Source organism: Commensalibacter sp. B14384M2 (assembly GCF_016101865.1).
Classification (GTDB): Bacteria; Pseudomonadota; Alphaproteobacteria; order Acetobacterales; family Acetobacteraceae; genus Commensalibacter; species Commensalibacter melissae.
This window is the reverse complement of the sequence record NZ_JACFPS010000004.1, coordinates 1-24,400: the sequence shown is the minus strand read 5'-3', so window position 1 is coordinate 24,400 and position 24,400 is coordinate 1. Positions and strand designations below refer to the sequence as shown.

Here is a 24,400-nt window from a genome sequence, read left to right as displayed (position 1 = left end):
ATAACCTATCATTAAATTATTAACACATCAAATCAAAAATACAATTGTGATTTATTAATAGTAATTAATCATTGAAAATGTTAAACGATAATTGCATTTTTATTAGAAGTTTGTTAATTTTTATTAAAATGGATTTCCCGTGACTTTTTGAGGAGTTCCTGTTTAACTTTTTTAAGTTTTTTTCTGAATTCTTGATTTGCATGTAAACGAGCGACGACTTCAGCTCCGATCAATCGGCCTGCGTCTACATCGCTTTGCCAGTGCGCACCACAAATAACGCGACTTTGTCCGAATTCATAACCTTCTTTCAATATCTGGTCTTGTTTATCTGGAAAAATTTCGGATAGAAATAAGGCGGCGGACCATCCAAAAGCTGCGTGACCTGAGGGGTATGAACCATCTTTGCTAAGTAGCTCCTCATCCTCTGGAGTGCAGCTGTGCGTGTGATAATACATAAAGGGACGAATTCTTTGATAGTGTTTTTTCGCTTTATCAGTTCCAAAATTACCGCTCATGATTAACAGATCTTCTAAAAAATCTTGAGTGATAGGGGTATTTTTCTTGGATATTTCAATACCGATGGTTTTAGAAAAGTTCTTTCCGATTGTTCCGTTAAAAATAGCGGCTTCTTCAATGGCTTGGTTCCATCGAGATGTGTTTATAAGTTTGCGTGTATTGAGATATATTTCTTTATCAATTGTGAATAGTTGACTATTTCTATCTGGTGGAGACGGTAAAAGTTTCAAACTATTTGCGAATTGATCAGTATGCAAGGGTAATTTTTTTGATTTAGTAAATAGTCTTTTAATTTCATCTTTTTGTAAATTGCTGGATTGTCCAGTTAAGGGGGATATTAGGATATTTATTAATAATGTAAAAATAATTGGTTTTTTATAATTCATTGGTCTCTATTTATTTGTTATAAAAAAATTAAAGGTAATAGATTAAGTAAATTTATCACATGTTTTATGTTTTTATTATATTTATTATTCATGATAGTTTTGATGAATATGTATGGTATTTAAAATTATGAATTGCTTTGTTATAAAAATTAAATATTATTAATATTTTTGTTTTGAAATGATTATAAAGGAAACGTTTTTTTAAAATAAATATTCGTAGAGTTGAATATCGTTACTTATTTTTATAAATAATATATTTTTATTTTAGTTAGTATATTTTTTAAGGAATAGTTAATATAAAAAATTTTCAAAGCTCACCATAATCAATTAGTTTATGATGTTTAATTTAAATTAATAAATTTAAGACTTTAAATACATTTTACGTAAAAAATTTTAAACAGTTTTTATCGCTTGCTTATGTAATAAAAACAGTATGGATAATGATATATGAAAAAAATAGATCTTATTAATATTGGTCTTTTAATGTACCCTAATGTTCAACAAGGAGCCATTTTCGGTTTAATTGATTTTTTTTCTGTAGCAAATCAGTTGGTCAAGGAGAAATGGAATACTAACCTTCCCATACCTCAAATTAAAATTGTAAAAATTGATAAGCCAACAGTGAATTTTGACCTGCCTTCATTTATTGTTAAAAAAAATGACTTGAATTTTTCTGTTATTATTGTCCCTCCTTGTACAGATGAATTCCCATCTGGAAGTAAATATAATATGCATATTAATTTTTTAAAACATTCCTTGAAACAACCTTGTACAATTGCCTCTATTGGCAATGGCATTTTTTTATTGGCAGAGACTGGACTATTGGATGGTTATACAGTAACGACTCATTGGCAGTTAAAACATCGATTTAAAAACCAGTTTCCAAATATCTATACTGATTTTGATTCTATGGTCATTGAGGAAAGAAATATTATTACGACGGCAGGTTCATTATCTTGGATAGATCTTGGGTTGGAATTGGTGAAAAAATTTTTCGGTTCCATAGTTATGGCTGAAGTTGCACGATTTTTTTTGGTCCAACCGGCAAGACGTGCACAAAGTTATTTTAATATTTTTTCACCTAATTTAACGCATGGAGATATTCCAATAATTAAGGGACAAAAATGGATATCTAATCAAAAGAATATGAATATTACATTGAAACAGTTATCGAAAGTAACAGGATTGGAAATACGGACATTGCAGAGGCGTTTTATTAAAGCTACGGGAATGACTGTTACAGAATATATTCAACATCATCGAATTTGCCGTGCTCAATTTTTATTACAATTTTCAAAAAAATTGATTGATGAGATAGGAATTGAATGTGGCTATAAAGATTTAAATGCGTTTCGTAAGATATTTACAAAAATAGTAGGATTATCTCCCAGTCTTTATCGTCGGAATTTTACTGTTTAAAAATTTTTAATATTATGTTGAAAGTAAAATTGTTTTAAGTACAACAACAATTAATTTTATTAAATATAAATAAAAGTCAAGTAGATGTATAGCAATAGGTAACATTTTAATGAGGTGACGAAATAATCATTGAAATAACTTAAAAAAAATTATAAATATATTTTATTAGAAAATTAATAAGCACATTCTTTTTTTAGTTAATATATTTTTACAATAATTTTTAATAATACTTTTAATTACTGGTTTTCCCTTAATTATGTGAACTCATAATTAAGGGAATATAAAAAGAATTAATAATATTAAATTAATATTAATTTAATGGTTAATTTGAAAAAAAACTATTTCATAATTTTGTAATATTTTACTTCTATTACATGGTTTAATATTACTAATCATTATTTTAAAATAATGATTTTTTTTATTCTATAAAAATTTAATTGATATTATTAGATAATATTTTAAGCAAATAATTATGGAAAATCCTCGAGCTAGAAAAATTAAATTTTTAAAAAAACATAAGTTGCCATTGGAAATAATGATTTTAATAATGAACAAAGCTTTGGAGGAAAAAAAATATGAAACAGCTTTGGAAATTGCCTATAAGACAGCACCGTATTGCCATCCAAAATTGAATGATGCAAAAGTAGAAATGACACAAATCAAAACATTAGAAGATATGTCTGAAGAAGAACTAAAAAACTTTATTGGCGAGGTCGCGTTAAAATAGTTTTATTATAAAATTAATAATGATGTAACCTTGATGAAGCAATTCTATCAAGGTTACATAAAGGCTCTTATCTGCCAAAATGATCAACAAAACTATATTTTTCAGCAAAATAGTTGTGAATATTTTTTCCGATTGTGGCCCAATTATCACCGTTTTCTAGTCCGGTTTTAATGATATTGAGTTTTGCCAAGCCATCAGCTTTACCATTATGAGGAGGATTAATAACTCTATCATGATGATTATTATGCTGTTGATTATTGTTATGATGTTGATGATTATTATTGTGACCATGACCACCAGCAACTTTTGACAATTCGTTTGTTTGTAAAATTTTCATTTGTCTATACCTTTATAAAAAATTAATAACTTCAAAACCTTAAGGTGTTTTTTAATATAATACTTTTTTCATGATGAATCAAATTTCGGTTAAATAATAATTACGATTATATGATAAAATTTTTGTTAGGTGTAAAAATATAATTTATGATTTTGCTACAAAAAGCAAAAAAATTAGCCATTGAAGAACTAAAAAAACGTCATGATGCGCGTCATTATCTTTCGGCATTTACAATTTATACAAAACCGGATTATCGTGCCGGTCTTCATCTGAATTTATTATGTAAAAAACTTGAAGCAGTTGAACGTGGTGAAGTTAAAAGACTGATGGTTTTTATGCCACCGCGCCATGGAAAAAGTGAATTAATTTCAAAACGTTTTCCTGCCTGGTTTTTAGGACGCAATCCTACAAAACAAGTCATTACAGCCAGCTATTCAGCTAAATTAGCAGATAAATTTGGTCGTGATGTTCGTAATTTAGTGACATCAAAATATTATCGAAATATTTTTTCTGATGTTGCTCTTTCAATTGATAGCAAAGCAAAGGATTTATGGGAAACCAATCATGGGGGTGTGTTTTTAACAGCCGGTATTGGTGGAAGCATGACAGGTTATGGAGGACATCTTGCTATCATTGATGATCCTGTAAAAGATAGACATGAAGCTGAAAGTCAAATAATGCGTGATAATGTCTGGGATTGGTATAAGTCTGTATTGAGAACACGAATTATGCCCGGTGGGGCCATTATTATTGTTCAGACTCGTTGGCATGTTGATGATTTGGCGGGAAGGTTATTATCACAGATGAAAAATGATACAGGTGAAAAATGGGAGGTTATTAATTTACCAGCTATTGCAAATGAAAATGATGTTTTAGGACGGAAAAAAGGTGAGCCTTTATGGCCTGAAGCGTATGATAGAAATGAGCTTGAACAGATTCGAAAGGCTGTGGGTGAACGAGACTGGTTTGCTTTGTATCAAGGTGAACCAACGCTATCAACTGGATCAATTTTCAAAGTCAATATGCTAAATATTATTGATGCAGCACCAAAACCAGTCCAGGTTGTCAGACGTTGGGATTTTGCTGCTTCCAGAGATATTGGCAAATATGATCCTGATTGGACCGTGGGTGTAAAGATGCAACGGAATGTAGATAGTGGATATACAGTGCTTGATGTTGTGCGACTTCGTGGTTTGCCAGATGAAGTTATTAAAACTGTCAAGGCTGTCGCCAGTCAGGATGGTTTTGATGTTAAAATTGTAATTCCACAGGATCCTGGACAGGCGGGTGTGGCTCAGGTGCAATATTACCTCAAAATGCTTGCCGGGTATAAAATAAAAGCAATACGGGAAACGGGGAATAAAATTGCCAGAGCTGACCCATTTGCATCACAGGTTAACATAGGAAATGTATCTTTATTGAGAGCTAATTGGAACAGATCATATTTAGATGAACTTTCTGACTTTCCTAATGGTTCACATGATGATCAGATTGATGCTTCTTCTGGCGCTTTTGAAGCTATTTCATTACAAAGAAAATTACCGAAAATGCCAAATTGGCAAGGAATTATGAATATTTAATTAAATTTCGTATTGATAATTAAATAAAACAGCGGAATAGCCTATAAAGCTATTCCGCTTTAACTAAAATATTTAAATGATTTAAATAACTATGATTAATAAAATTATAAAATAATCTTAATTGAAATAGTCAATGATTTTAATAAGATATAATTAAACATTACTGATTGCAATTATTTTAAGATCTTAAAAAATCACAATTTTGTTATAAGCGGTAATATAATGTTAAATTTTTAAAACCAATTTAGCGTAGTCACATTTTAAATAAATTAGATTTAAATTTTTAAAAACAACAAAACCGATAGTTGAACAGCGTATTAAACTTTCAATCGAGATATTTAATAATGAAAGATAAATTCGGTTATGGTGAAAAAAACCAAATTAAGGAATATTAATATTCCTAGACAAAATCCAGAATTTTTTGGAAACAAACAGGATATATACATACCATATCAAGCTCCAGAGGGAGTGGTTGGCGATTCTTATAATTCTGTAACTGTTAGCGACAGCTTGTTTTTTAATCAATTTCATAATTTCAATGTTGGAAATTGTCCGACGACGACATTATTTGAAGAGGGAATTGGATTTCCCGGATATCCATATCTGGCACAATTATCCTTACGTGGTGAATATAGAATAATTATTGAAACGAGAGCAGAAGAGGCTACAAGAGAATGGATAAGGTTTAAACATATCAAAAAGGAAGGGTATGATTCATCCATTATAAATAAAATAAAAGCGGAATTTAAGCGTTTAAATATTCAAGATTTAATTAAAAAATCATTATGTACGGAAGGTTATTTTGGGCTGGTACATCTTTATATTGATTTAGAAACGGCTAATCATGATGATGAGGAAAAACAGGTTCCTTTATACTTAACTTCAAAAAAAATTAGAAAAGGTGAGCTGCGTGGGTTCAAGCTTATTGACCCGACTTGGGTAACCCCTGTTTCATATGATACAACAGATCCTTTTACAGAAGATTTTTATAAGCCTTCGATGTGGTGGGTATTGGGAAAACAAATTCATGCCAGCAGGTTGATTACAATCATTTCTCAACCAGTTCCTGATATTTTGAAACCAGCTTATAATTTTGGTGGGGTTCCATTTGCTTTTATGGCCAAACCTTATGTTGATAACTGGTTAAGGACGCGACAATCAGTATCGGATTTAATCAAGTCTTTTTCAACTATGGTTTTGAAAACGGATTTATCTCAGTTATTAAGTCCTGGTTGCGAAGAATTGACGCAAAGAGCTGCCTTAATGGCGGCTTACCGTGACAATCGTGGTTTGCAGATTGTAGATAAAGAAACAGAAGAACTCACAAATGTTGCTACACCCTTGACTGGATTGGCACAATTACAAGCTCAGGCTCAGGAACACATGGCCGCAATTTCAGGTATTCCTTTGGTAAAATTATTAGGTATAACACCATCAGGTTTGAATGCATCTTCCGATGGAGAAATACGTTGTTTTTACGATAGAATTGCCGCTTTTCAGGAAACGGTTTTACGTCAACCATTGCAGAAAATTCTTGAAATTGTTCAACTGCATTTATTTGGAAAAATAGATCCAGATATCACTTTTGATTTTAATTCCTTGTGGCAATTGGACGAATTGCAGCAATCACAAGTTAATATGAACATAGCAAAAACGATGTGTGATTATGTTTCCAATAATATTTTAAGCCTTTCTCAAATAAAAGACTTATTAGAAAATGAAGATCAATCTGCTTTGTTTTCATTTATAAATTTAAAAAAATAGGTTTTATACAAAAAATATTAGGTGCAGTAAAATGTTCATGAATATCAAAATTTGTATAAATCTACATTTTTTATTTTATAAGTTTTTAACCAAAAAACCCTTTTGATATCAAATATATAGGTAAAATTATGGGTAATTTATGGAACCGAACCTTGACTTTTGATGCAAAAACAATGCGTTTTGAGGACTGGAACGGACATTTACGTGTAAAAAAAACAAATTTAACCAAGGCTAATATATGTGAGTATTATGGATTCGAGATAAAAAATCATATGAAATATGGTTTGGAACCAGAACGTAAATATCGTTTTCTTCGATCACCAGATGCTTTAAAAAAAGCAGTCTTTTCTTTTAAAGAACGTCCCATTCTTTACGTGCATAAAGCCGCAGATGCGGATCAGCTTGATAATTCAAAAGTCATTGGAACGACGGGTTCAGACCCGTCTTTTTCTTATCCTTATATTCAGGCTTCAATTACGATTTGGGACGGGGATTATATACAGGCAATTAAAAACAATACACAGGCTGAATTATCTGCTTCTTACGCTTTTACACCTGTAATGGAGACCGGAATGTTTGAAAATGAGCCTTATGACGGAATAATGACGGATATTAATGTGGATCATATTGCTTTGGTTGAACAAGGTCGTGCAGGACATGATGTTAGGGTTGCAGATGAAAGGTTGAACATACAAATGTCAAAACTTAATAATTTAGGGCAGAAATTAGCTTTAGTCCTTGCTGATTTTTTAAATCAGTCAAAATCTGAAAGAGCCAATTATACACAAATTACAGATGCGGTTGCTTCTGTTAGTGGTGCACGTCGTAAATATATTGGAAAGTTATTGAGAGCGGTCCTTTCTGATTGTTCTATGGCAAAAGATTGTAAAGATGGGCAACAGGTAGAAAAAATTGTTGCTCTTGTTCATAAGGTATTATCTGAAAATGATCAGAATGCACCGGTAAATGATGATGATTCAATTGATACTATATCGACCTCAGATGATGATATGAATGCATCAGGTGGTTTTGATGTTGAGGATGGCTTAATTAAAAAAACAGGATTTAAAACCCAAGCTTATGATGCAGTTTCCCTAGAACGATTAATAGAACGTCGGATCATGACAAAAGCTAAACAGGCCCAAGAAGCCAGAATTCTGGTAAAACCTCTGGTTGGTGAATGGGCTGGTACAGAAGATAGCGGGGAGGTAATTCTACGAACGGTGTTGAGTGAAGTTACAGGAAAAAATCCTCCAGAAAACATGGGATACGACCAGTTAAAATATACTGTTGATATGATGCTTGCACATAAACAACAAATCAGGGCCAATGATGCTGGATATATTCGTTCCAAAGAACAGCATCGTTTTGGTGTTACACGATTACGGAGTATTTAATTATGTCTTTTCAAAATAAAGTTAACTTGAACCCTGCCCAAGGTTGGCATGGTGATTTTTCGTCTGTAAATCCACGGATCAGTTTATTGGGTAAAGACGGGGCGTTTCAGGTTGGAGAAACAGCAATTGAGGCTGGTTCCTTTGTATGGACTGATGAACGGGAAGGATTGATTGGCAATAAAGGAAATGCAAGTCCAATTGGTTTTGTCGGGCGCGAATGGGCAGGAATTAATCTTCCAGATGCACGAGAGGGGAATATGGAAATTTCTCCGGGAACAATGGTGACTGTTTTCAGTAAGGGGGAATTTATTATTGAATTACCTGAAATGATGTCCCAGGTTCAACAAGGTGAAATGGTTTATGCGTCGAAGGAAACAGGTAAAGTTGTTGTATCAGATGACAAAAATGCTGTCGCAACAAATTATAAATATGCTGAAAATGCAAAAGGCGGGGATATTGTCAAAATCTCTGCATGGATTTAAGAGGAACAATTATGACCATTCAAACGAAATCATGGGTACGTGATCGAGCAATTTTGGAAAACCAATTTGGAATTCACTTACCCAATGTTGTTGATTATACAGACAATATAAGGGTAGGGGATAGTTCGACTTCACCTGTAACAAAGGCAAATAATTCCATTCCTGGTCAATTTACGACTTATATAGATCCAAATATTATTGATGTCTTAACGGCCCCATGTAAGGCAGCTTCTATATATGGGGAAGCGAAAAAGGGGGATTGGCTACATGATACAATGATGTTTACAGTCGTTGAACCAGCTGGTGATGTTGCAGCTTATGGAGATTTTAACCAAGCAGGATATAGTGTTCTTAATACCTCATTTCCCCAGCGTCAACAATTTCTGGTCCAAACTTTTGCAGAATGGGGAGATCGTGAAGAGGGTCGGGCTGCTTTATCTAATATTGATATTGCATCACGCAAAAGAATGGCGGCCGCTTTATTATTAAATCATTGGCAGAACCAGTCTTATTTTTTTGGAGTTTCCAACCTGCAAAATTATGGTGCCTTGAATGATCCCGCTTTACTATCTCCGATTGCGCCCACAATAAAAGGTTCTGGCGGTACGGTTTGGGAGAAGGCTTCAGCTAATGAAATTTATGAAGATATTCAGAAGCTGTACAGACAATTACAGGCGCAAACAAAAGGGATGATTAATCTGGACAATGCCGTTAATATGGATAGTCCATTAAAATTGGTCGTATCTAATGAGATTCAACCCTATCTGTTAAAAACAAATGAACATGGGGTAGGGGTTATGGATTTGTTGAAGAAAAATTTTCCTAATCTTACACAAGTTAGTGCACCTCAATTATCGTTAGAAGGTGGTGAATTGATTCAGCTTTTTGTAGAGAATTATCAAGGTATTGACACTATAACCTGTGCTTTTTCTGAAAAATTAAGAAGTCATGGTATAGTTCGTAAAACTTCTTCTATGGAAGAAAAATTGACACAGGGATCATGGGGGGCAATCATAACACGTCCTATCCTGATTGCGCAAATGATTGGGGTTTAAAATGGCGGAAACAGTCATAGTAGCCTGTAAATTACCTCATGGGATTATTTTAGAAGTAGGAAAAGAAAAAGTTGAGTTAAAAGGCAGCATGCACTTGGGGCGTCCACAGACTCCTTTTTATATAGCATCCCAAATTGTAGGGTTAACAAAAGTTTCAAGAAATTTCTGGGAGGCATGGGTCAAACAACATGAAAATTTTGCGCCCTACCAAAAAGGCTTCATATTTGCTGCAGATAAAAAGAAAAAAGTTTTAGATGAAGCTAAAGAAAAAGAAACATTGATGCATGGTCTTGAACCGATTGATTCTGCTAAAATGCCAAAGTCGCTGGAACAGGTTAAAGCAGGACAGGCAATATGAATTTACAATCTGATCTGAAACATCAGGAATGTGTGTTTGATTGGTCAGATTGGGCGGCAAGCTTTCCGGAATTGGAGAGTTTTTTTCGTCCTGAAACCATTTATAAAATCGCTGAACGAGCTGCCATTTATTTCAATCCAGGAAAATATAGCGTGGTTTGTTGTTTAAAGGAAAAGCGTATTTTAATGAATTTGCTGGTTTCTCATCTGGTTTGTTTGCAAAAAAAAACTGAAAATGGGGATCAGCTTATAGGATCAATTTCATCGGTGACAGAAGGAAGTGTTTCTCTTCATGTAGATACCAAATCTCATGCAAAAAATAAAATTGATCCTTGGTTGGCACAAACACGTTATGGATATGAATTTTGGGCTTTAACAAAAAAATATCGTAGTACTTTTTATACTAAACCCATTCCTGATCCTCGTCTGCGTATCTTTCCATAAGAGGGAATTATGACAAGGGCTAAAAATAACAATTTTGATAACAAGGAAATAAAATCCAATTTAAAATATTATTTGCCATTATTAGACTTTAATCATTCAGAATATGAAAAGGAAAATCTTCAATTTTATTCTCTAGATCAAGACAATGCTGAAATTGATGAATCGATAGATTTAAGCAAATTTAAATTCAATGATTGCAATGCTGCTGATGATTATATAGATAAATTCTTGAACGATGCCATAGATATTAATGCTCAATCTATAATCGCTTATGATAATACTAAAGAACATAATCTAGATTATATTATTATTGGCTGTAGAATACCCAACGGTTTAGTTATTAAGGTTGATGGTCAAAACATCCTGTTACGAGGTATTCGGGATATGCCAGGTAAAGATAGCAGACGTTTTTTTGGAAATATTGGCTTTACACGTTTGCCAAGGGATTTATGGAATGAATTTTTAAAATGTCATTCTAAATGGTCTCCATTAGTAAATGGGTCTGTTTTTATTGCCAGTTGTCAGGATGATTGTTCAGATGCATAGTTTCTAAGTAATTTTAATTGTATTTTGCAATAAAATGAAGATTGATTATCAATTTTACATAAAAATATAATTATTTATAGATAAAATCTATAATTTAATTAAGTATATAATTTTTAAATCATAAACATTAGTCTATATAAATTTAAAGGAATAAGATTCTATGAAGCTTCATGATATGGTGCGAAGTATGATTGGAATTGTAAATCCTTCTATTACAGGATCATTATTTCGTTCAAAAGGTTATATTCTAAAAGGAACTCGACAAGAGGCTGTTTATGAAGATCCTGAATCTATTGAATTGCAAGTTCAATCTTTAAAAGGCGATAAGCTGATTCATGGTCATTATGCCAGTGAACAAAATGAAAAACGTGTGGTTTATGCTAATGGACAACTTTACGGCATAGATCGTATAAGAGGTGTCGGTGGTGATCTTTTGGAATTTCTTGGGCGACGCTGGTTGGTTGTTCAAAGATTAGAAGAGTGGGAAATGTCTGGCTGGTGTAAGGTTTTGGTCGTAGCTCAACTTGATCAACCTGAAAACGATCAAGGAGAACTGGTTATCTATGCTGATGAATAAAATTTAATACATTTTATTGTTATCATGTCATGAATTATTTGTAATAAAAAAGTTTGTTTAGGGTAATTTATTGGAAATTAAATTGACTTTAATTGTAAGATATATTTGTTCTACTAAAATTTATAAGAAGTATTTGCCCTTGTATCATCAATAATATTTTATTCTGAATAAAATTTATTTTTTCAATATCATATACTTATAATTGCTTTCTAAAATAAAGTTTAATAACCTTGATTATAAAACAATTTAAGCAAGGGGCAATAACATGGATGTAATTGCATTATTTAAAGCGGTTATGGTCGGTTTTTTTAGTTTTATGATAGCTGTCGGTGCTGTTTTATCTGTGGTCTCGGCGATTACGAAACAATCTATTACAATGCCTAAGCATGTAAGAAAATTACCGGCTTTTTTAATGTTTGCTGTTATTTTATTGGGAGGTTGGATATTTATTTATATGGGATTTATCTCCCTGCCGGCAGATAATAGTGTAACGACACAACAAATGATGATGATTTATGCCTATTTGTTTGCCTTAATTCCTTCTGTTGCCTTGATGCTTGCATCTTTCGTTTATTATCTTGATGTAAGAAGTGCGGCAAAAAAAGAAGGAAAATCTTAAAATAATAACAAGTTTTCCAATCTTCATGCAAACAATTGAACCACCTTTTTGGGTGGTTTTTTATTCTTAAACACATTCCAAATTAAAAATTAATTATTTCTTATAAATCATTCAAACATTCGAAATCCAGGCATGCTTGAACCAAGACTAAATTGCCTGAAACAGGGAATACTAAAATTGGTGTTCGATAATTTTATAAACCAATCCACTATGATAAGGATTACAAATTAATGTCTATACCATTAAATAATATTGTAAGAATTAATCCAAAGGTTTTATCCGTAGGGAACAAGGGAAATGACCTATTTGGTTTAATGCTTACAAGAAAAGAGAATGTTATTCCTGCGGGGATTACATCCATATTTGAAAATGCTGAAGAAATTGGAAAATTATTTGGTTATGATTCAATGGAATATAAACTGGCAACAGTTTATTTTGCTGGATTTACAGATTCTGATCGTGTTGCAACTCAGCTTTATATGGCTTTATACGCTGAAAACAATACAAGCGCTGGTTTGATTGGCGCAACAATGTCGGCTGTCACTTTGGAAGAGTTAAGATCTTTTAAGGGTGATTTACAGATTGTGGTTGATAATAATGAAAAAAATATAGCTGATCCAGATTTTAGCTTTATCAATAGCTTTAGTGAAGCGGCAACAATTTTGGAAAATTTGTTGGGAGTTTCTGTTGTTTATTCATCTGGAAATCAATCCTTTATTATTACATCCGGATTAACCGGATACAATTCTTATGTAAGTTTTGCAACAGGGCAATTGGCTGATCTATTGAGACTTTCAGAAAATCAAGGGGCTAGTTTATCACCCGCAATTGAATCTCCTACACCATCAAGTGTTATTAATACTTTGAGGAAAGAAAACCTAACTTTTTGTTCCGTTTTTCTGACTTGGGAACCTGATGAGGCAGAAGCTCTAACTTTTGCAAAATGGGCGGATTCTATGAAGGATGATGTATGTGTCATTCTTTCTGATAGTTCAAATAAAGCGATAACGGCCAATACCGGAACTTCATTTGCCGAAAAGGTATACTCAGCAAATTACGAGGGTGTTGTATGTGTTTATAACAGTCTTGAACTTTGTGCTTTTATCGCAGGTTATCCTGCGGCATGGGATCTTGAAAAAACCGATGGACGATATAATGCCGCTTTTCGTCGTAGCAGCTTATTAAAAGCCAATGTAACGAATGAAGACATTGCCTTGGCACTTAAAGCGAATGGTTATAATTTCTATGGCGTGTGGGCATCAGCGTCAAATGATTTTGTCTTTATGATGGAAGGTAAAATTTCAGGACAGTATTTATGGTTGGATAGCTGGTATTGTCAGGTATGGATGCGTCGTTATTTTCAAAATTGTTTTATAAAAACCCTATTAGCCAAAGGACAGATTCCATATAATAATGAAGGTAAGGGAATTTTAAGTGCGGCAATTAAACCCGCAATTGATGATTTTATTAAGTTTGGTGCAATACGTTCTGGTATTTATTTATCTGAAGATCAAACACAAAGTCTTAAACAGGCTGGTCTTAATTTATCTCAAATCAATAATATAACGGCTGTGGGTTATTATCTGAAAATTGATATGGGTAATGTAACACCACAAACCCGCGTTCGTCGTGGTTCGCCCCCCATTAATTTTTGGTATACCGATGGTCAATCCGTTCAACAAATCAACATGAACAGCATAGAGTTACAATAAAATGGCAATAAATAGAACAATTACATCAATCAATACAAAATTAACGCTCATTGCAAGTAATCCATGGGTAAATAATAATATAGCGGATAAAGTTGGTTTGGGATCAACAGCATCAGGTTTTGTTTCACCCTTGATAGGCGTACCATTAAGCTTGGAGGGGTTGACGTCAGATTCACCGTTCAAATTTTCCTCGAAAAGTTTAGTTGAAACAGTAACATCTTTTGAAGGTACTGTTTATGGAGGTTATTTGCCTGATGCGCATCAAGTTGAGCTGGAAATTAATTTTGTCGCAGCTTCCAGTTCTTTGGCAATTTTGCAATCATTGGCAAAAGTAATGCAGGTTCAAAGGGAAGCCTTGAAATTTAATGGAACAATGATTATTCCATCTTTAGGTAAAAATTATAATTTGAATAATGGCTATCTGACTCAATGGCAGGCTATTCCCAACCATCAAAAAACATTAAGTGCCGTTCCTTGTAAATTTATTTTTGAATCTGTTGATGAAACTGTAGAGGTCTAAGTTTATGGCACGTCGCTCAGTTGAATTAAAAATCCAAGAACCTGGTCGTGATCAAGGTAAATTATTTAAAATCACCGAAATGTCTGCTTTTGATACAGAAGAATGGGCTGAACGCTCGATTAATGCGATTTTAAGAAATGCTAATAAAGAGGATATATCGTTTTTAATACCTTTAGTTTACACTTATGTGCAAGAAGCAACAATAGAATCAAGTTATGAAGAGTTAATGGAGAAAAATGATGAAGGAATGGTAAAAATTCAACAAGCTACTGAAAAATTAGCTGTATATTTGTCTTCATTGTTTTTCAGTTTGCCTTATGATGATTTAAAAATTGTAGTTAAACCCTTGTTTGATTGCTGTAGTATTTATTTGAATCCTGGTCAAAATGATTTGGTAGAGCCAATTTTGAATAATCCTAATCATTATATTGAAGAAGTTTCTACTATTATCGCTTTAAAACGGGAGGCATTTAAGTTACATACGGATTTTTTTACGAGAGACGCCAAGCGGTACTTAGACCTTTTCATAGTTTCGATGGAGCAATTACAGAGCAAAAAGGATATCGATACTACCCAAACATCCCTCAATCAATCGGAGAGGTGATTACTTCAGGTTTTGCTACGCTAAAAGAATTACAATCTGTTTATAGCGTGCGAGATTTGTACCAATTTTTAGAAATAATTTTAATTAATCAATATAATGAAATGATAGCTTCCGAATATATTAAACGGAAGAGTGAACTTGATGAAGTTCTATAGCCATTGCTATAATTTAAGGAAAAATAGGTATGGATAATTCTAATCAACCAGATAATCAGATACAACAATCCTTGTTGGATTCAGTTGCAAAGATGGATCAGGCATTAGATAAATTTTCTTTAGCTTTTTCTACACATTCATCAGATAATCCGGAATCTTCATCAATCCTTTCAACAAATTTACAAATCATAATTGATAATCAAAATTCTGCGAATGAAAAACTTGATAACTTAAATCAGTTGAATAATTTGTCTAAATTAGGAAAGCTAGATAAACTTGATGATTTAGATATTTTGAAAAATTCATTATATGAAAAGTCCGATCATGATGGAAAGGGAGAATCATTTCTTGCTGCGGTAAGCAAATTAGAAAATTCTTTTGATAGTTTTAAGGGGGCAATTTCCGAACTGGCAGATCGTTTCTTAACGATAAGGGACATAAGTAATATTACAGATGATAATAGTGCAATGCAACAAATGGCTAGCATGACAAATTCATCTGTATCGGATGTTTATCAAGCTGTAAATGTTGGTAATCGTTATGGGGCGAATAAATCTGAAAGTTTGATGTTTTATAAAGAAATGGCGAATATAAATTCTGCCATTTCCACCAATAAAACAAATAGTTTACTTAATTATCCAGAATTACAAGAATTAGATAAGGTAGCTCCCAGTCAGCGAGTTTTACAAAGGGGTGATGACAAGGGGCATAATTTTACTGCACTTGAGCGCTTGGAAAATATTCGTAAGGCTTTAGCCACTTTACAAAAAGTTAATCCGGATCGTGCAAATATTATTGCTAGAAAATTGGCTCATGACAATGTTCATATTTATGATCAATTGACTGCGCCTGAACATGATATTATTGATGCCAAATCAAAAAGAGTTCAAACCCATGGATATCAAAATATATTTTTAGAAGAACAAAAAAATTCTAATTTAGAAGGAAATAACGAAACCAATCAAATTTTATCAGAAGCGTCAAACGCTAGTGCAAAATTAGATAATATTAAAAATCAAAATAACTTATTAGCAGCTGAAAAATCCGCCGGTTACGTTATAAATAAATCGAATTTGGAAAGTGATTTATTAAAAAGGCATGGAGATACAATCGCTTCTGCAAAATCAAAGATGGCTAACACAAATGATGTTAATGATAAGATTGATCTATTAAAAACTGTTTTTACCGCGGTTATAAGTTTTGTAGCAACAATTGCGACATTTAAAGGAGTTTTAGGAAAGGGTGGTTCAGGATTGGCAAATATTGCCAAATCCTTACTGAAGAATGGTAGTAAAGCTGATAAATTTATTTCTAAAATACCTGAAATTGGTGCTATAGGTAAAAAAGCTAGTGGATTAGGTAAAATATGGAATAAAGTTTCTGGTATAAGTGCTTTCAAAAAGGGAACTGGTTCCGTTATAGGGAGTATTGGTCATACAGCTTTGAAAATTCCGGGAATATTCGGATTAACTGGAGGAGTAAAGGCTGTTGGGGATGAGTTAGAGCATGTTGTAACTAAGATTCCTCATTTTGGTAATGCTGGTCGCATGATGGGAAAAGTTGCAGCTTTTGGTGCACGTCATATATTACCTAAAATAGCAGGTTTATTTGCTGGGCCTGCTGGGTGGGCTTTTGATGCGGTGTCATTAGGTTATGATTTGTATAGTTTGTATAACTACATGACAAGTAAAAATAGTAAGGCTGCATCTCCTTCTTTGAAAAAACCAATACTCGCTTCTTCTAAGGTTAATCAGTCAGGCAATACCATCGCGGTGGGTGTGGGTGGTACAGCTGTTGGAATCGAAGCATATAAAGCCTATCAAGGTACGATTGGTAATTCACAAAAACATTCTTTATCATCAGGTAATGATAATGTTCAAATGAGTAAACTACTGGCAAATGATGGACAAATAAATAAGGTTAATCCTTCTTTTAATAAGATAATGAATTGCATGACTAATAATAATCAGCAATATCGAATTAATATTATTGTACAACCCTCAAGTGCTGATCCCATGATGATAGCACAACAGGTAAAACAGCAATTGAGCCTAAGTTTTCCATTTTCTAACGCGGTACAATCTTACAAAGCTATCAATTGTTGAAAATTTACTTATTAAAAAACGAAAAAATATAATCTTAATTTTTATTTATTCAAGATAATTTTATAATATTTATAAATATTCTTTTAAATTTAAATAATTTATTTGTTGGTTCTAATTTAAAAGGGCCTCGATATTGGAGGATGTTATGGCTATAAAAATAGGGGCTGATAATATTTTGTCCTCTTATGCCCAGAGTGCTGGGTGGAAGCTATTAAATCAATTGGTTAATACAGATTCCAAATTCGGTTTTTTCGATAAAAATGGAAATCCATTTTATGAAACTGGATTAAAAAAAAATGAAATAAAAATCTTAAATAAAACATTAAGTTTTTCTATGGGCAATAATGTAGCCGAGGCAGGGGTTATTTATTTAAAGTATAAAAAAGAATATAAAACTTCAACTGCACCTGTCGAAGGTGGAAAAGTTGTCGCATATAATCTGGTAGAGCAACCCAGAACGGGACAAGTCACTTATGTTTCAACAGGAACTCAAAAACAACGGAAATTATTTGAGGATGCTTTGGAACATGCTGAAAATTCCACAAATGTATATATTTTGCATACAGCGGAACGTTTGATTAACAATGTTAAAATAACTGCTCATTCTGTTGAACGAAATTCATCAAAAGGTTTTCAACTTGTACGATACTTAATTGATTTTCAGGAAATTATATCCACACCAAAGAATATTACCATTAAAAATGCGTTAGCCTATTCTAACGACAGTGTAAGTCAGGGAACAACTCAACCTCATGCTTTAAATGGTAATCAGAAACAAGCGGCTAACAAAAGCCAAAAACCTTATTAGTAAGATTGATAGGTAATAATACGAAATGCAACTTATACAGATTTCACCTATTGAGGCTCAGCAGTTTATTCTTACTCTTGAGGGAATGGATTATCGTTTTCGCCTGTTGGATAGAGGAAATGTTGGTGTGTTCCTTGATGTTTATTATGGTGCAGTACCATTATTAACAGGAATTTTATGTCTGGATCGGGTTCGATTAATCCGTTCTGCTTATCTTGAATTTCCTGGAGATTTAATGTTTGTTGATCAGCAAGGATTTAATCATCCATCTTATAAAGATTTTGGTAATCGTTATTTGCTTTATTATCTCGAAAGTGGAATTGATGATGGGATAGGTATATAATGCTATCATCCTATGAAGAGAAAATTACTGTTATTGGTCATCGTCCTACTTTTACTACCTTTCATAAACGTTATTTAAAATTTGAATTTGTAATGGGAGTGGATGAAAATAAACGACAAAAAACGTTTGCAGATGGAAAATTAATTCTTTCGGTCGAACATCTTAAAGCGCAAGTTTCTATTAATTATCAGGGAGGGGAGAGTCTTCCAGAATGTCAATGCACGATTTATAATATGGATGAGCATTGGATCAATCAATTATCAACATTGGGTCAATATAAAAAAGAGTCAAATGGGTTTGGCAATTATTTGATCATATATGCAAGTCTGGAAAACAGTTCCGATAAAAAAATTATATATAATAAAATATTTGAAGGCGGTATAACAGTTGCTTATGCAGATTATGGCAGTGCACCTGATCTTGCTTTCCATGTGAATGCAATGGTTGCAGCAGGATTAAATCTGACTCCAGCTAAATCCATTTCATTCAAAAATAAAACACCTGTCGCAACTGTTGTGCAAACAATTATTGATAAATATAATGCATCTCTACCCTATTCTAATGGGATAGGAAGATTGAGTTTTAAAAATTATGGTGTTAATGCCGTTTTAAACAATCCCAATTATCATGATGATTTAATTGAACAAATTCGATTATGTACAAGAGATACGAAAACCCGTTTTACATTTCAGGATCAGATTTGCAAAATCTTTCCTGAAAATATGACATTAAATGATTATGAACGTAGACTAGAAACTAATGATAGTAATAATGATAAGATAGAAGCTGTAGAAATTTCTTCCAGGAATATTTCTGTCTATAATGGAATGATCGGTTATCCTGCCTATTCAGATAGAGGTATCACTGTTCGAAGTATTTTTAATCATTCAATTCGATTTGGAGAGGAAATAGCTCTTAAATCAGAATATATTAAAAATGTTAATGGAGTATGGCGATATATGGTTTCATTAAAACATGAATTATCCTGTTATACACCTGATGGGCCATGGTTTACAAATATTGAATTGCAAAAAGACTTTTCTAAAAAAGATAAAAAAGGACATATTGGCTAATGATGAATCCTAACAAAGGAAATAGCATTCTTAATACGTTATGGACTATGATGGATAATGCAATCAGTCGTGTTTTTACTGCTATGCCGGTACAAGTATTATCTGTTGATACCGAAAAACGGCTTCTTGATGTAATTCCGATGCTCGCAATGTTGGATAATGAAGGAAAGGCAGTAGATCATGCGCAAATCAGTAATATTCCCTATGCAAGACAACAGGCTGGAGATTATGGAATCATTATTGATCCTCAAATAGGTGATAAGGGCATTGTTGTTTTTGCTGCTAGGGATATTTCAAATGTTGTTTCTAGTCGTAAAAAACATATCCCGGCAAGTTATCGTAAACATTCTATATCAGATGCCATTTATATAGGATCCCTTTTAAATGAAGAACCAAGAACATGGTTAAAAATCACTGATGGTAATCTGGAGATGGCCATTGCACCTGCGTCAAAACAATCCCCCACTACTTTCGTGAATATAAGGGATCAGGACGTAGAAATATTTTTATCTAATGGTACCGATGTAAAAATAAAAGATGATAAACTTCATATCAAAGCTTCGGATATTAATATAGAAGGTAATGTCAATATAAATGGTCAGGTCAATATTTTGGGAGAAACATCCATTATTGGTGAGACTTCAATTATAGGGAACACTTTAATTACAGGTGCCGCTCAAACGACAGGAGATACTGTTATTGATGGAATTTCTTTTCTTGAACATGTTCATGGAAATGGTAATAAGGGCCAGGATACTACCCAACCTAAAAATTAGATTTAAGATTTTTAAAATATTCAAAAGACTATTTTTTATTATTAATTATCATAAATCATATTCTATTAAAAAATTAATTTGAAATATCAATAATTTTATTAACCACTCTTTTGAGTGGTTTTTTTGAAGGTGAAAATGGAATTATTATTAACTGAGGATTGGGATTTGCTGGTTGATAGAAATGGAAATATAGCAACTGTAAATGATGGGTTTGCCATTGCTCAACAGGTTGCTAACGAAATAAAATTGGAAGAGGGTGAGGGATGGTATGATGTGAACCAGGGAACACCATATTTTGCTAAAATATTGGGAGTTAATCCAAATTGGGGATTAATTAAGAATATTTTATTGGATCGTGCTGAAAATGTTGATGGTGTTATCCGTGCTGACATGGATTTGTATGTTGATAAACAAAGGGCCTTGCACGGAAACATTTATTTAATCATTGATACAAAGAGCGGGGAACAATTAAATGTCGTTTTCTGACGATGACAATATTAATGCAAGAAATATCTCACCAGTTCAGCTGAGAAATTTACCGGTTGTTAAAGATGTCGACACGAACATCCCTTCATTAAAATGGGGGGGACAATCCACATCAGACCATGACAAAGAATGGGGTAATACAGGTATCATATTGCCTGAAGAGCAGGATATTCTTGCAGGCGTTATTGAAGATTTTCAGAATGCCTTTAATAATCAATTAAAGTTTTTCAATAATCAAAATGAATTTTTATTATCAACCCCACAGGGCCAACTTGCAACCTCTATGGCCGCGATAATTTCAGATCGTAACCGTTTATTGGCATATTATGTAAATCAGGTTGATCCATCTTATGCTACGGGTCGAATGCAAGATGGTATTGGTCGGATTTATTTTATTGAACGTATAAAAGCCAAAGCGACTACTGTTACCGGGATCTGTCGAGGTCAAAAAGATGTCATGATTTCGGCAGGAACTAAAGTGCAGGATGGTGATGGAAATTTATATGAAGCGGATCAAAATTATATAATTGGTGAAGATGGCACAGTAGCTGTAAATTTTGTTTGTTTGCAAAAAGGTCCAATCAATTGTCCAGCGCATAGTTTACAAATGTATCAGCTTATTCCTGGGTGGGATAATGTTGATAATCCTACAGAAGGTATCATTGGTAATAATGTTGAAAGCCAAGCACAGTTTGAACAAAGGCGGCGACAGTCCGTCGCCTTAAATTCTGTAAATAGTGTGGATAGTATTATGGCAGCTTTACTGAATTTAAAAGATGGCAATGGTAGCAGTGTTTGTGAAGATGTTTACGTTGTTGATAATGATTCGGGAGGAGGTGTGAATAAAAACGGTGTTTTTTTAAAACCGCATAGTCTTTTTGTTTGTGTCTCTGCACCAGATGATGATTGGAGTAAACAATTAATTGCACAAACTATATGGAAGAAAAAACCACCGGGTTGTGATATGAATGGTGATCAAATAGTCGTCATTCAGGACCAGAGTGGGTTATATTCAACACCTCCGACATATACTATTTGTTACGCTAATGCAAAAAGAATTCCGATCAGGTTAAAAATTACTTTAGCAAGACCACAGTTCTTACCAAAAAATGCGGTTGATCAAATAAAAACGGCAATTATAAAAGCTTTTACTGGTAATGATGGATCGAAAAAACCTAGAATTGGAAGTGAAATTCTAGCATCCAGTTTTTATGCACCTGTGCAGAGATTGGGGAGTTGGATCAGCATCATAACCTTATTTATTGGACGAGAAATTGCCAGTTTTTCGTTGGTTCAAATGAATATTGATGAAATGCCTACATTGAATAAAGATGATGTAGAGGTAGTGTTTAATGGATGAATCGGTATTTTTTGATGAAAATAAACCACCTTTATGTCTTGATTATCATGAAACAGTTATTGCGCAATATGCCAATTCACCCCGTTTACTTGCGTTAATAAGATCCTTTAGTGAGGCGATGAAAATCTGTGTTTTTTTTAGGGATTTTTATGAATATATTTGGGATTTGAATACTGCCACAGGTAAAGGACTAGATATTTGGGGTCAGGTGGTTGGTGTTAATCGCACTGTAAAAACCCTTACGGGTTTCTTTTGGGGATTTAATGAGGAAACTTTATTATTGGCACGTCCGTATCACGATTTAACAGGTTTTAATGACTCCTTATCTTCAACAGAAGATCGTCGTACGGCTTGGGGTATGTTTCGTGATTACCAAGAGCTGGAGGGTGAAATCACATTTACAGATAAAAACTTTAAAAAGTTAATTTTCGCAAAGGCTCATGCGAACGTGAGTAATTACAATACGTCAGATCTCAATTTTATTTTGATGTATATTTTTGGATATAATGAAAATGGGAAAAAAAATAATCATGAAATATATGTTCGAGATAATTTTGATATGTCGATAACTCTTATTTTAAATTGGCTGCCTAGTACTGATGAAGTGGCTATTATCATGAATGCAGGTTTATTGTTCAAACCGGCTGGGGTCTCGTTGAAGGTTGATATTCAGTCTAAATAATTAACAAATAAATATTAAAGGACAAAAAATGTCTATTCAAAGACCTAGAAAGCTTTTCTCCTCTAAATGGGCAGAATATGGTGATCGTTTTAATATCGAAGATACTGGGGCTGATTATCAAAATGGACGTGCGGATATTGAAAAAGGTTTCCCACCACAAACAATGAAATCAGTCTTACAGGGAGGAGTTCCGCCTTGGGGACAGGATCATAATGGAATTTTATATAAAATTACAGAAGCTATACAATGGACACAAGGAGGGGGATTAGCCTTTTTCAATCAGGAATGGTCAAATAAAGTAGGAGGATATGCCCTTGGATCAGTTTTGAGATCGCAACGTTTTATTTATGTATTTTATATAAATATGATGGATGGTAATTCAATTGATCCAGACACAGGAAAGATAACTAGTGATTACTGGGTTAACTATGATAAACCTGGAAATAATTGGGCTGTTTTATCCATACTTTCTGATAATTCCGATAATATTTCTTTCTTGGATAGCGATACTTTTAGAATTACTACTAAAGTTGCAGGGCCATTAGCTAATGTTTATGTAAGACCTTCGACAAATGAGGTTAAATTCTTAGGTACACCAGATTTTCCATTCAGAACGGTGCAAGATGCTATTAATGCTGTGCCTAATGGTGGGACAGCAACTATCTATTTGTGGTATCAAGATGAATATACGTTAATGCAGGATAATACCATGAATTTGCCTGGATTGTTGGCAAATGGATGGGATATTGGTCATCGAAATTTAAACTTTGTTCCATGGGGACAAGATGAAAGGGATAAATTTGGTAATTATAATGATGAAACAGGAGCCTTGATTGAACAATTAAAGCATGATCTAGTCTCTTCTCACAGTGAAGAGGGGATTTGGCATTTTTCCATAATGAAAAAACCTATTATTCATATTCCTGTTGGAGTTGATAATGTTAGTAATATGACTATTCATGGTTATATTAGAGGAGATCTTGGAGCTTCTGTAGTTTTTGAACATTTTGAATTTGTCGTTCAAAGAGGTACACAATTAGGTAATCATCAGGATGGATCTCCTTTTCATCCTTTTTTAAGTTACGTTTTTAATGGTTGTAGTTTTGTTAATTTAGATGTTTTAAATCAATTATATGGGGGTTGGGAAGGTGCAAGTAATACGATTAAATTTACTAGATGTCATACAGCTGATGAAAATGGTAATCTTGTAACAGAAGGAAAATTTATTTGTTTAGGTCCAGCTACGACCACTTTAACCGTTGATTTTACTAGATTATCATCTGATACTGAAACATTAAATGGGCATTCATATGAACGCTATGAAGCAAATGCTGAAGCATTTTTTAAACGTATACGTAATTATCAATCTGCACAAATGCGTCCTGTAGCTTACCGGATGAAAGGTTCTCAACCTGTGGAAACTTTTTATTATCCCCAAGGTTTGAAAACAAGCTTAGATTTGGACTTTTCTTAAATATTTTATATATTTTCAAATAGACATGGATGGTTAGCGATGTATTTAATGCGAACGTTTTTTTTGAACAGCTATTGTGTATACCAGGCATTGAGA

Annotated in this window: 26 protein-coding genes; 24 read left to right on the top strand and 2 right to left on the bottom strand. The window is 33.2% G+C overall.

Annotated elements, in window-relative coordinates; genetic code table 11:
* Window positions 1–113 precede the first annotated feature (113 nt).
* Window positions 114–902 carry a phosphatase PAP2 family protein gene (locus H3R33_RS07635; RefSeq protein WP_198185505.1) on the bottom strand — a complete coding sequence of 263 codons (789 nt, stop codon included), beginning with the start codon at window positions 900–902 and terminating at the stop codon, window positions 114–116.
* Between the two features lie 447 nt (window positions 903–1,349).
* Between H3R33_RS07635 and H3R33_RS07630 the strand changes: the two genes are divergently transcribed.
* Complete coding sequence (locus tag H3R33_RS07630) at window positions 1,350–2,321, top strand: GlxA family transcriptional regulator (RefSeq protein WP_198185506.1); 972 nt, start codon at window positions 1,350–1,352, stop codon at window positions 2,319–2,321.
* Window positions 2,322–2,793: 472 nt separating this feature from the next.
* Complete coding sequence (locus H3R33_RS07625; RefSeq protein ID WP_122123154.1) at window positions 2,794–3,048, top strand: hypothetical protein; 255 nt, start codon at window positions 2,794–2,796, stop codon at window positions 3,046–3,048.
* 67 nt (window positions 3,049–3,115) lie between these two features.
* Here H3R33_RS07625 and H3R33_RS07620 read toward each other — a convergent pair whose 3' ends face one another.
* Window positions 3,116–3,385, bottom strand: a complete 270-nt coding sequence (locus H3R33_RS07620) for a hypothetical protein (RefSeq protein ID WP_155568931.1) — start codon at window positions 3,383–3,385, stop codon at window positions 3,116–3,118.
* Window positions 3,386–3,531: 146 nt separating this feature from the next.
* Between H3R33_RS07620 and terL the strand changes: the two genes are divergently transcribed.
* The 22 genes from terL (at window position 3,532) to H3R33_RS07510 (ending at window position 24,304) form a co-directional block, all read left to right on the top strand.
* Window positions 3,532–4,965, top strand: coding sequence for a phage terminase large subunit (terL, locus tag H3R33_RS07615; protein WP_155568932.1), 1,434 nt, complete (start codon window positions 3,532–3,534; stop codon window positions 4,963–4,965).
* Window positions 4,966–5,328: 363 nt separating this feature from the next.
* Window positions 5,329–6,729, top strand: coding sequence for a DUF1073 domain-containing protein (locus H3R33_RS07610; RefSeq protein ID WP_198185507.1), 1,401 nt, complete (start codon window positions 5,329–5,331; stop codon window positions 6,727–6,729).
* Between the two features lie 128 nt (window positions 6,730–6,857).
* Window positions 6,858–8,126: a DUF2213 domain-containing protein gene (locus H3R33_RS07605; RefSeq protein WP_198185508.1), complete on the top strand. Its 1,269-nt coding sequence runs from the start codon at window positions 6,858–6,860 to the stop codon at window positions 8,124–8,126.
* A 2-nt stretch (window positions 8,127–8,128) separates the two neighbouring features.
* A complete protein-coding gene (locus H3R33_RS07600) occupies window positions 8,129–8,608 on the top strand; it encodes a hypothetical protein (protein ID WP_198185509.1) in 480 nt (159 codons plus the stop codon).
* 11 nt (window positions 8,609–8,619) lie between these two features.
* Window positions 8,620–9,663, top strand: a complete 1,044-nt coding sequence (locus tag H3R33_RS07595) for a major capsid family protein (protein ID WP_198185510.1) — start codon at window positions 8,620–8,622, stop codon at window positions 9,661–9,663.
* A gap of 1 nt (window position 9,664) precedes the next feature.
* Window positions 9,665–10,021, top strand: a complete 357-nt coding sequence (locus tag H3R33_RS07590; protein ID WP_198185511.1) for a hypothetical protein — start codon at window positions 9,665–9,667, stop codon at window positions 10,019–10,021.
* Window positions 10,018–10,464, top strand: coding sequence for a DUF4054 domain-containing protein (locus tag H3R33_RS07585; protein ID WP_110439478.1), 447 nt, complete (start codon window positions 10,018–10,020; stop codon window positions 10,462–10,464). Before H3R33_RS07590 ends, H3R33_RS07585 begins: the two co-directional genes overlap by 4 nt.
* 9 nt (window positions 10,465–10,473) lie before the next feature.
* Window positions 10,474–11,010: a hypothetical protein gene (locus H3R33_RS07580; protein WP_198185512.1), complete on the top strand. Its 537-nt coding sequence runs from the start codon at window positions 10,474–10,476 to the stop codon at window positions 11,008–11,010.
* A 160-nt stretch (window positions 11,011–11,170) separates the two neighbouring features.
* Entirely contained in the window at window positions 11,171–11,587 is a 417-nt protein-coding gene (locus tag H3R33_RS07575; RefSeq protein WP_198185513.1) for a hypothetical protein, read from the top strand.
* Between the two features lie 265 nt (window positions 11,588–11,852).
* Complete coding sequence (locus tag H3R33_RS07570) at window positions 11,853–12,206, top strand: hypothetical protein (protein WP_198185514.1); 354 nt, start codon at window positions 11,853–11,855, stop codon at window positions 12,204–12,206.
* Window positions 12,207–12,436: 230 nt separating this feature from the next.
* On the top strand, window positions 12,437–13,918 hold the full coding sequence (locus H3R33_RS07565) for a DUF3383 family protein (RefSeq protein ID WP_198185515.1): 1,482 nt from the start codon (window positions 12,437–12,439) through the stop codon (window positions 13,916–13,918).
* 1 nt (window position 13,919) lies between these two features.
* The gene (locus H3R33_RS07560) at window positions 13,920–14,438 is read left to right on the top strand and encodes a phage tail fiber protein (RefSeq protein ID WP_110439483.1); all 519 of its coding nucleotides are present in this window, start codon (window positions 13,920–13,922) and stop codon (window positions 14,436–14,438) included.
* A gap of 4 nt (window positions 14,439–14,442) precedes the next feature.
* Complete coding sequence (locus H3R33_RS07555; RefSeq protein WP_122123179.1) at window positions 14,443–15,042, top strand: hypothetical protein; 600 nt, start codon at window positions 14,443–14,445, stop codon at window positions 15,040–15,042.
* A 184-nt stretch (window positions 15,043–15,226) separates the two neighbouring features.
* Window positions 15,227–17,302 (top strand): hypothetical protein, encoded by a 2,076-nt coding sequence (locus tag H3R33_RS07550; protein ID WP_198185516.1) that lies wholly within the window; start codon window positions 15,227–15,229, stop codon window positions 17,300–17,302.
* Window positions 17,303–17,447: 145 nt separating this feature from the next.
* Window positions 17,448–18,110 carry a phage baseplate protein gene (locus H3R33_RS07545; RefSeq protein ID WP_122123183.1) on the top strand — a complete coding sequence of 221 codons (663 nt, stop codon included), beginning with the start codon at window positions 17,448–17,450 and terminating at the stop codon, window positions 18,108–18,110.
* A gap of 25 nt (window positions 18,111–18,135) precedes the next feature.
* Window positions 18,136–18,453: a phage baseplate plug protein gene (locus H3R33_RS07540; protein ID WP_110439487.1), complete on the top strand. Its 318-nt coding sequence runs from the start codon at window positions 18,136–18,138 to the stop codon at window positions 18,451–18,453.
* Window positions 18,453–19,526: a hypothetical protein gene (locus H3R33_RS07535; RefSeq protein ID WP_198185517.1), complete on the top strand. Its 1,074-nt coding sequence runs from the start codon at window positions 18,453–18,455 to the stop codon at window positions 19,524–19,526. Before H3R33_RS07540 ends, H3R33_RS07535 begins: the two co-directional genes overlap by 1 nt.
* Complete coding sequence (locus H3R33_RS07530) at window positions 19,526–20,302, top strand: Gp138 family membrane-puncturing spike protein (protein WP_198185518.1); 777 nt, start codon at window positions 19,526–19,528, stop codon at window positions 20,300–20,302. The genes H3R33_RS07535 and H3R33_RS07530 overlap by 1 nt, the downstream gene beginning before the upstream one ends.
* Window positions 20,303–20,437: 135 nt before the next feature.
* The gene (locus H3R33_RS07525; RefSeq protein WP_110439490.1) at window positions 20,438–20,788 is read left to right on the top strand and encodes a hypothetical protein; all 351 of its coding nucleotides are present in this window, start codon (window positions 20,438–20,440) and stop codon (window positions 20,786–20,788) included.
* On the top strand, window positions 20,775–22,148 hold the full coding sequence (locus tag H3R33_RS07520; protein ID WP_198185519.1) for a baseplate J/gp47 family protein: 1,374 nt from the start codon (window positions 20,775–20,777) through the stop codon (window positions 22,146–22,148). Before H3R33_RS07525 ends, H3R33_RS07520 begins: the two co-directional genes overlap by 14 nt.
* Window positions 22,141–22,830 carry a DUF2612 domain-containing protein gene (locus tag H3R33_RS07515; protein ID WP_198185520.1) on the top strand — a complete coding sequence of 230 codons (690 nt, stop codon included), beginning with the start codon at window positions 22,141–22,143 and terminating at the stop codon, window positions 22,828–22,830. Before H3R33_RS07520 ends, H3R33_RS07515 begins: the two co-directional genes overlap by 8 nt.
* Before the next feature lie 28 nt (window positions 22,831–22,858).
* Window positions 22,859–24,304, top strand: coding sequence for a hypothetical protein (locus H3R33_RS07510; RefSeq protein ID WP_198185522.1), 1,446 nt, complete (start codon window positions 22,859–22,861; stop codon window positions 24,302–24,304).
* The last annotated feature ends 96 nt before the right edge of the window (window positions 24,305–24,400 follow it).

What these genes read in the sequence shown, in the direction of transcription:
- H3R33_RS07610 (WP_198185507.1), top strand. Translation starts at nt 5,329, where the DNA reads ATGGTGAAAAAAACCAAATTAAGGAATATTAATATTCCTAGACAAAAT.
- H3R33_RS07605 (WP_198185508.1), top strand. Translation starts at nt 6,858, where the DNA reads ATGGGTAATTTATGGAACCGAACCTTGACTTTTGATGCAAAAACAATG.
- H3R33_RS07570 (WP_198185514.1), top strand. Translation starts at nt 11,853, where the DNA reads ATGGATGTAATTGCATTATTTAAAGCGGTTATGGTCGGTTTTTTTAGT.
- H3R33_RS07540 (WP_110439487.1), top strand. Translation starts at nt 18,136, where the DNA reads ATGCAACTTATACAGATTTCACCTATTGAGGCTCAGCAGTTTATTCTT.
- H3R33_RS07620 (WP_155568931.1), bottom strand. Translation starts at nt 3,385, where the DNA reads ATGAAAATTTTACAAACAAACGAATTGTCAAAAGTTGCTGGTGGTCAT.
- H3R33_RS07585 (WP_110439478.1), top strand. Translation starts at nt 10,018, where the DNA reads ATGAATTTACAATCTGATCTGAAACATCAGGAATGTGTGTTTGATTGG.
- H3R33_RS07520 (WP_198185519.1), top strand. Translation starts at nt 20,775, where the DNA reads ATGTCGTTTTCTGACGATGACAATATTAATGCAAGAAATATCTCACCA.
- H3R33_RS07580 (WP_198185512.1), top strand. Translation starts at nt 10,474, where the DNA reads ATGACAAGGGCTAAAAATAACAATTTTGATAACAAGGAAATAAAATCC.
- H3R33_RS07510 (WP_198185522.1), top strand. Translation starts at nt 22,859, where the DNA reads ATGTCTATTCAAAGACCTAGAAAGCTTTTCTCCTCTAAATGGGCAGAA.
- H3R33_RS07535 (WP_198185517.1), top strand. Translation starts at nt 18,453, where the DNA reads ATGCTATCATCCTATGAAGAGAAAATTACTGTTATTGGTCATCGTCCT.
- H3R33_RS07565 (WP_198185515.1), top strand. Translation starts at nt 12,437, where the DNA reads ATGTCTATACCATTAAATAATATTGTAAGAATTAATCCAAAGGTTTTA.
- H3R33_RS07590 (WP_198185511.1), top strand. Translation starts at nt 9,665, where the DNA reads ATGGCGGAAACAGTCATAGTAGCCTGTAAATTACCTCATGGGATTATT.
- H3R33_RS07635 (WP_198185505.1), bottom strand. Translation starts at nt 902, where the DNA reads ATGAATTATAAAAAACCAATTATTTTTACATTATTAATAAATATCCTA.
- H3R33_RS07560 (WP_110439483.1), top strand. Translation starts at nt 13,920, where the DNA reads ATGGCAATAAATAGAACAATTACATCAATCAATACAAAATTAACGCTC.
- H3R33_RS07595 (WP_198185510.1), top strand. Translation starts at nt 8,620, where the DNA reads ATGACCATTCAAACGAAATCATGGGTACGTGATCGAGCAATTTTGGAA.
- terL (WP_155568932.1), top strand. Translation starts at nt 3,532, where the DNA reads ATGATTTTGCTACAAAAAGCAAAAAAATTAGCCATTGAAGAACTAAAA.
- H3R33_RS07630 (WP_198185506.1), top strand. Translation starts at nt 1,350, where the DNA reads ATGAAAAAAATAGATCTTATTAATATTGGTCTTTTAATGTACCCTAAT.
- H3R33_RS07625 (WP_122123154.1), top strand. Translation starts at nt 2,794, where the DNA reads ATGGAAAATCCTCGAGCTAGAAAAATTAAATTTTTAAAAAAACATAAG.
- H3R33_RS07600 (WP_198185509.1), top strand. Translation starts at nt 8,129, where the DNA reads ATGTCTTTTCAAAATAAAGTTAACTTGAACCCTGCCCAAGGTTGGCAT.
- H3R33_RS07530 (WP_198185518.1), top strand. Translation starts at nt 19,526, where the DNA reads ATGATGAATCCTAACAAAGGAAATAGCATTCTTAATACGTTATGGACT.
- H3R33_RS07550 (WP_198185516.1), top strand. Translation starts at nt 15,227, where the DNA reads ATGGATAATTCTAATCAACCAGATAATCAGATACAACAATCCTTGTTG.
- H3R33_RS07545 (WP_122123183.1), top strand. Translation starts at nt 17,448, where the DNA reads ATGGCTATAAAAATAGGGGCTGATAATATTTTGTCCTCTTATGCCCAG.
- H3R33_RS07575 (WP_198185513.1), top strand. Translation starts at nt 11,171, where the DNA reads ATGAAGCTTCATGATATGGTGCGAAGTATGATTGGAATTGTAAATCCT.
- H3R33_RS07555 (WP_122123179.1), top strand. Translation starts at nt 14,443, where the DNA reads ATGGCACGTCGCTCAGTTGAATTAAAAATCCAAGAACCTGGTCGTGAT.
- H3R33_RS07515 (WP_198185520.1), top strand. Translation starts at nt 22,141, where the DNA reads ATGGATGAATCGGTATTTTTTGATGAAAATAAACCACCTTTATGTCTT.
- H3R33_RS07525 (WP_110439490.1), top strand. Translation starts at nt 20,438, where the DNA reads ATGGAATTATTATTAACTGAGGATTGGGATTTGCTGGTTGATAGAAAT.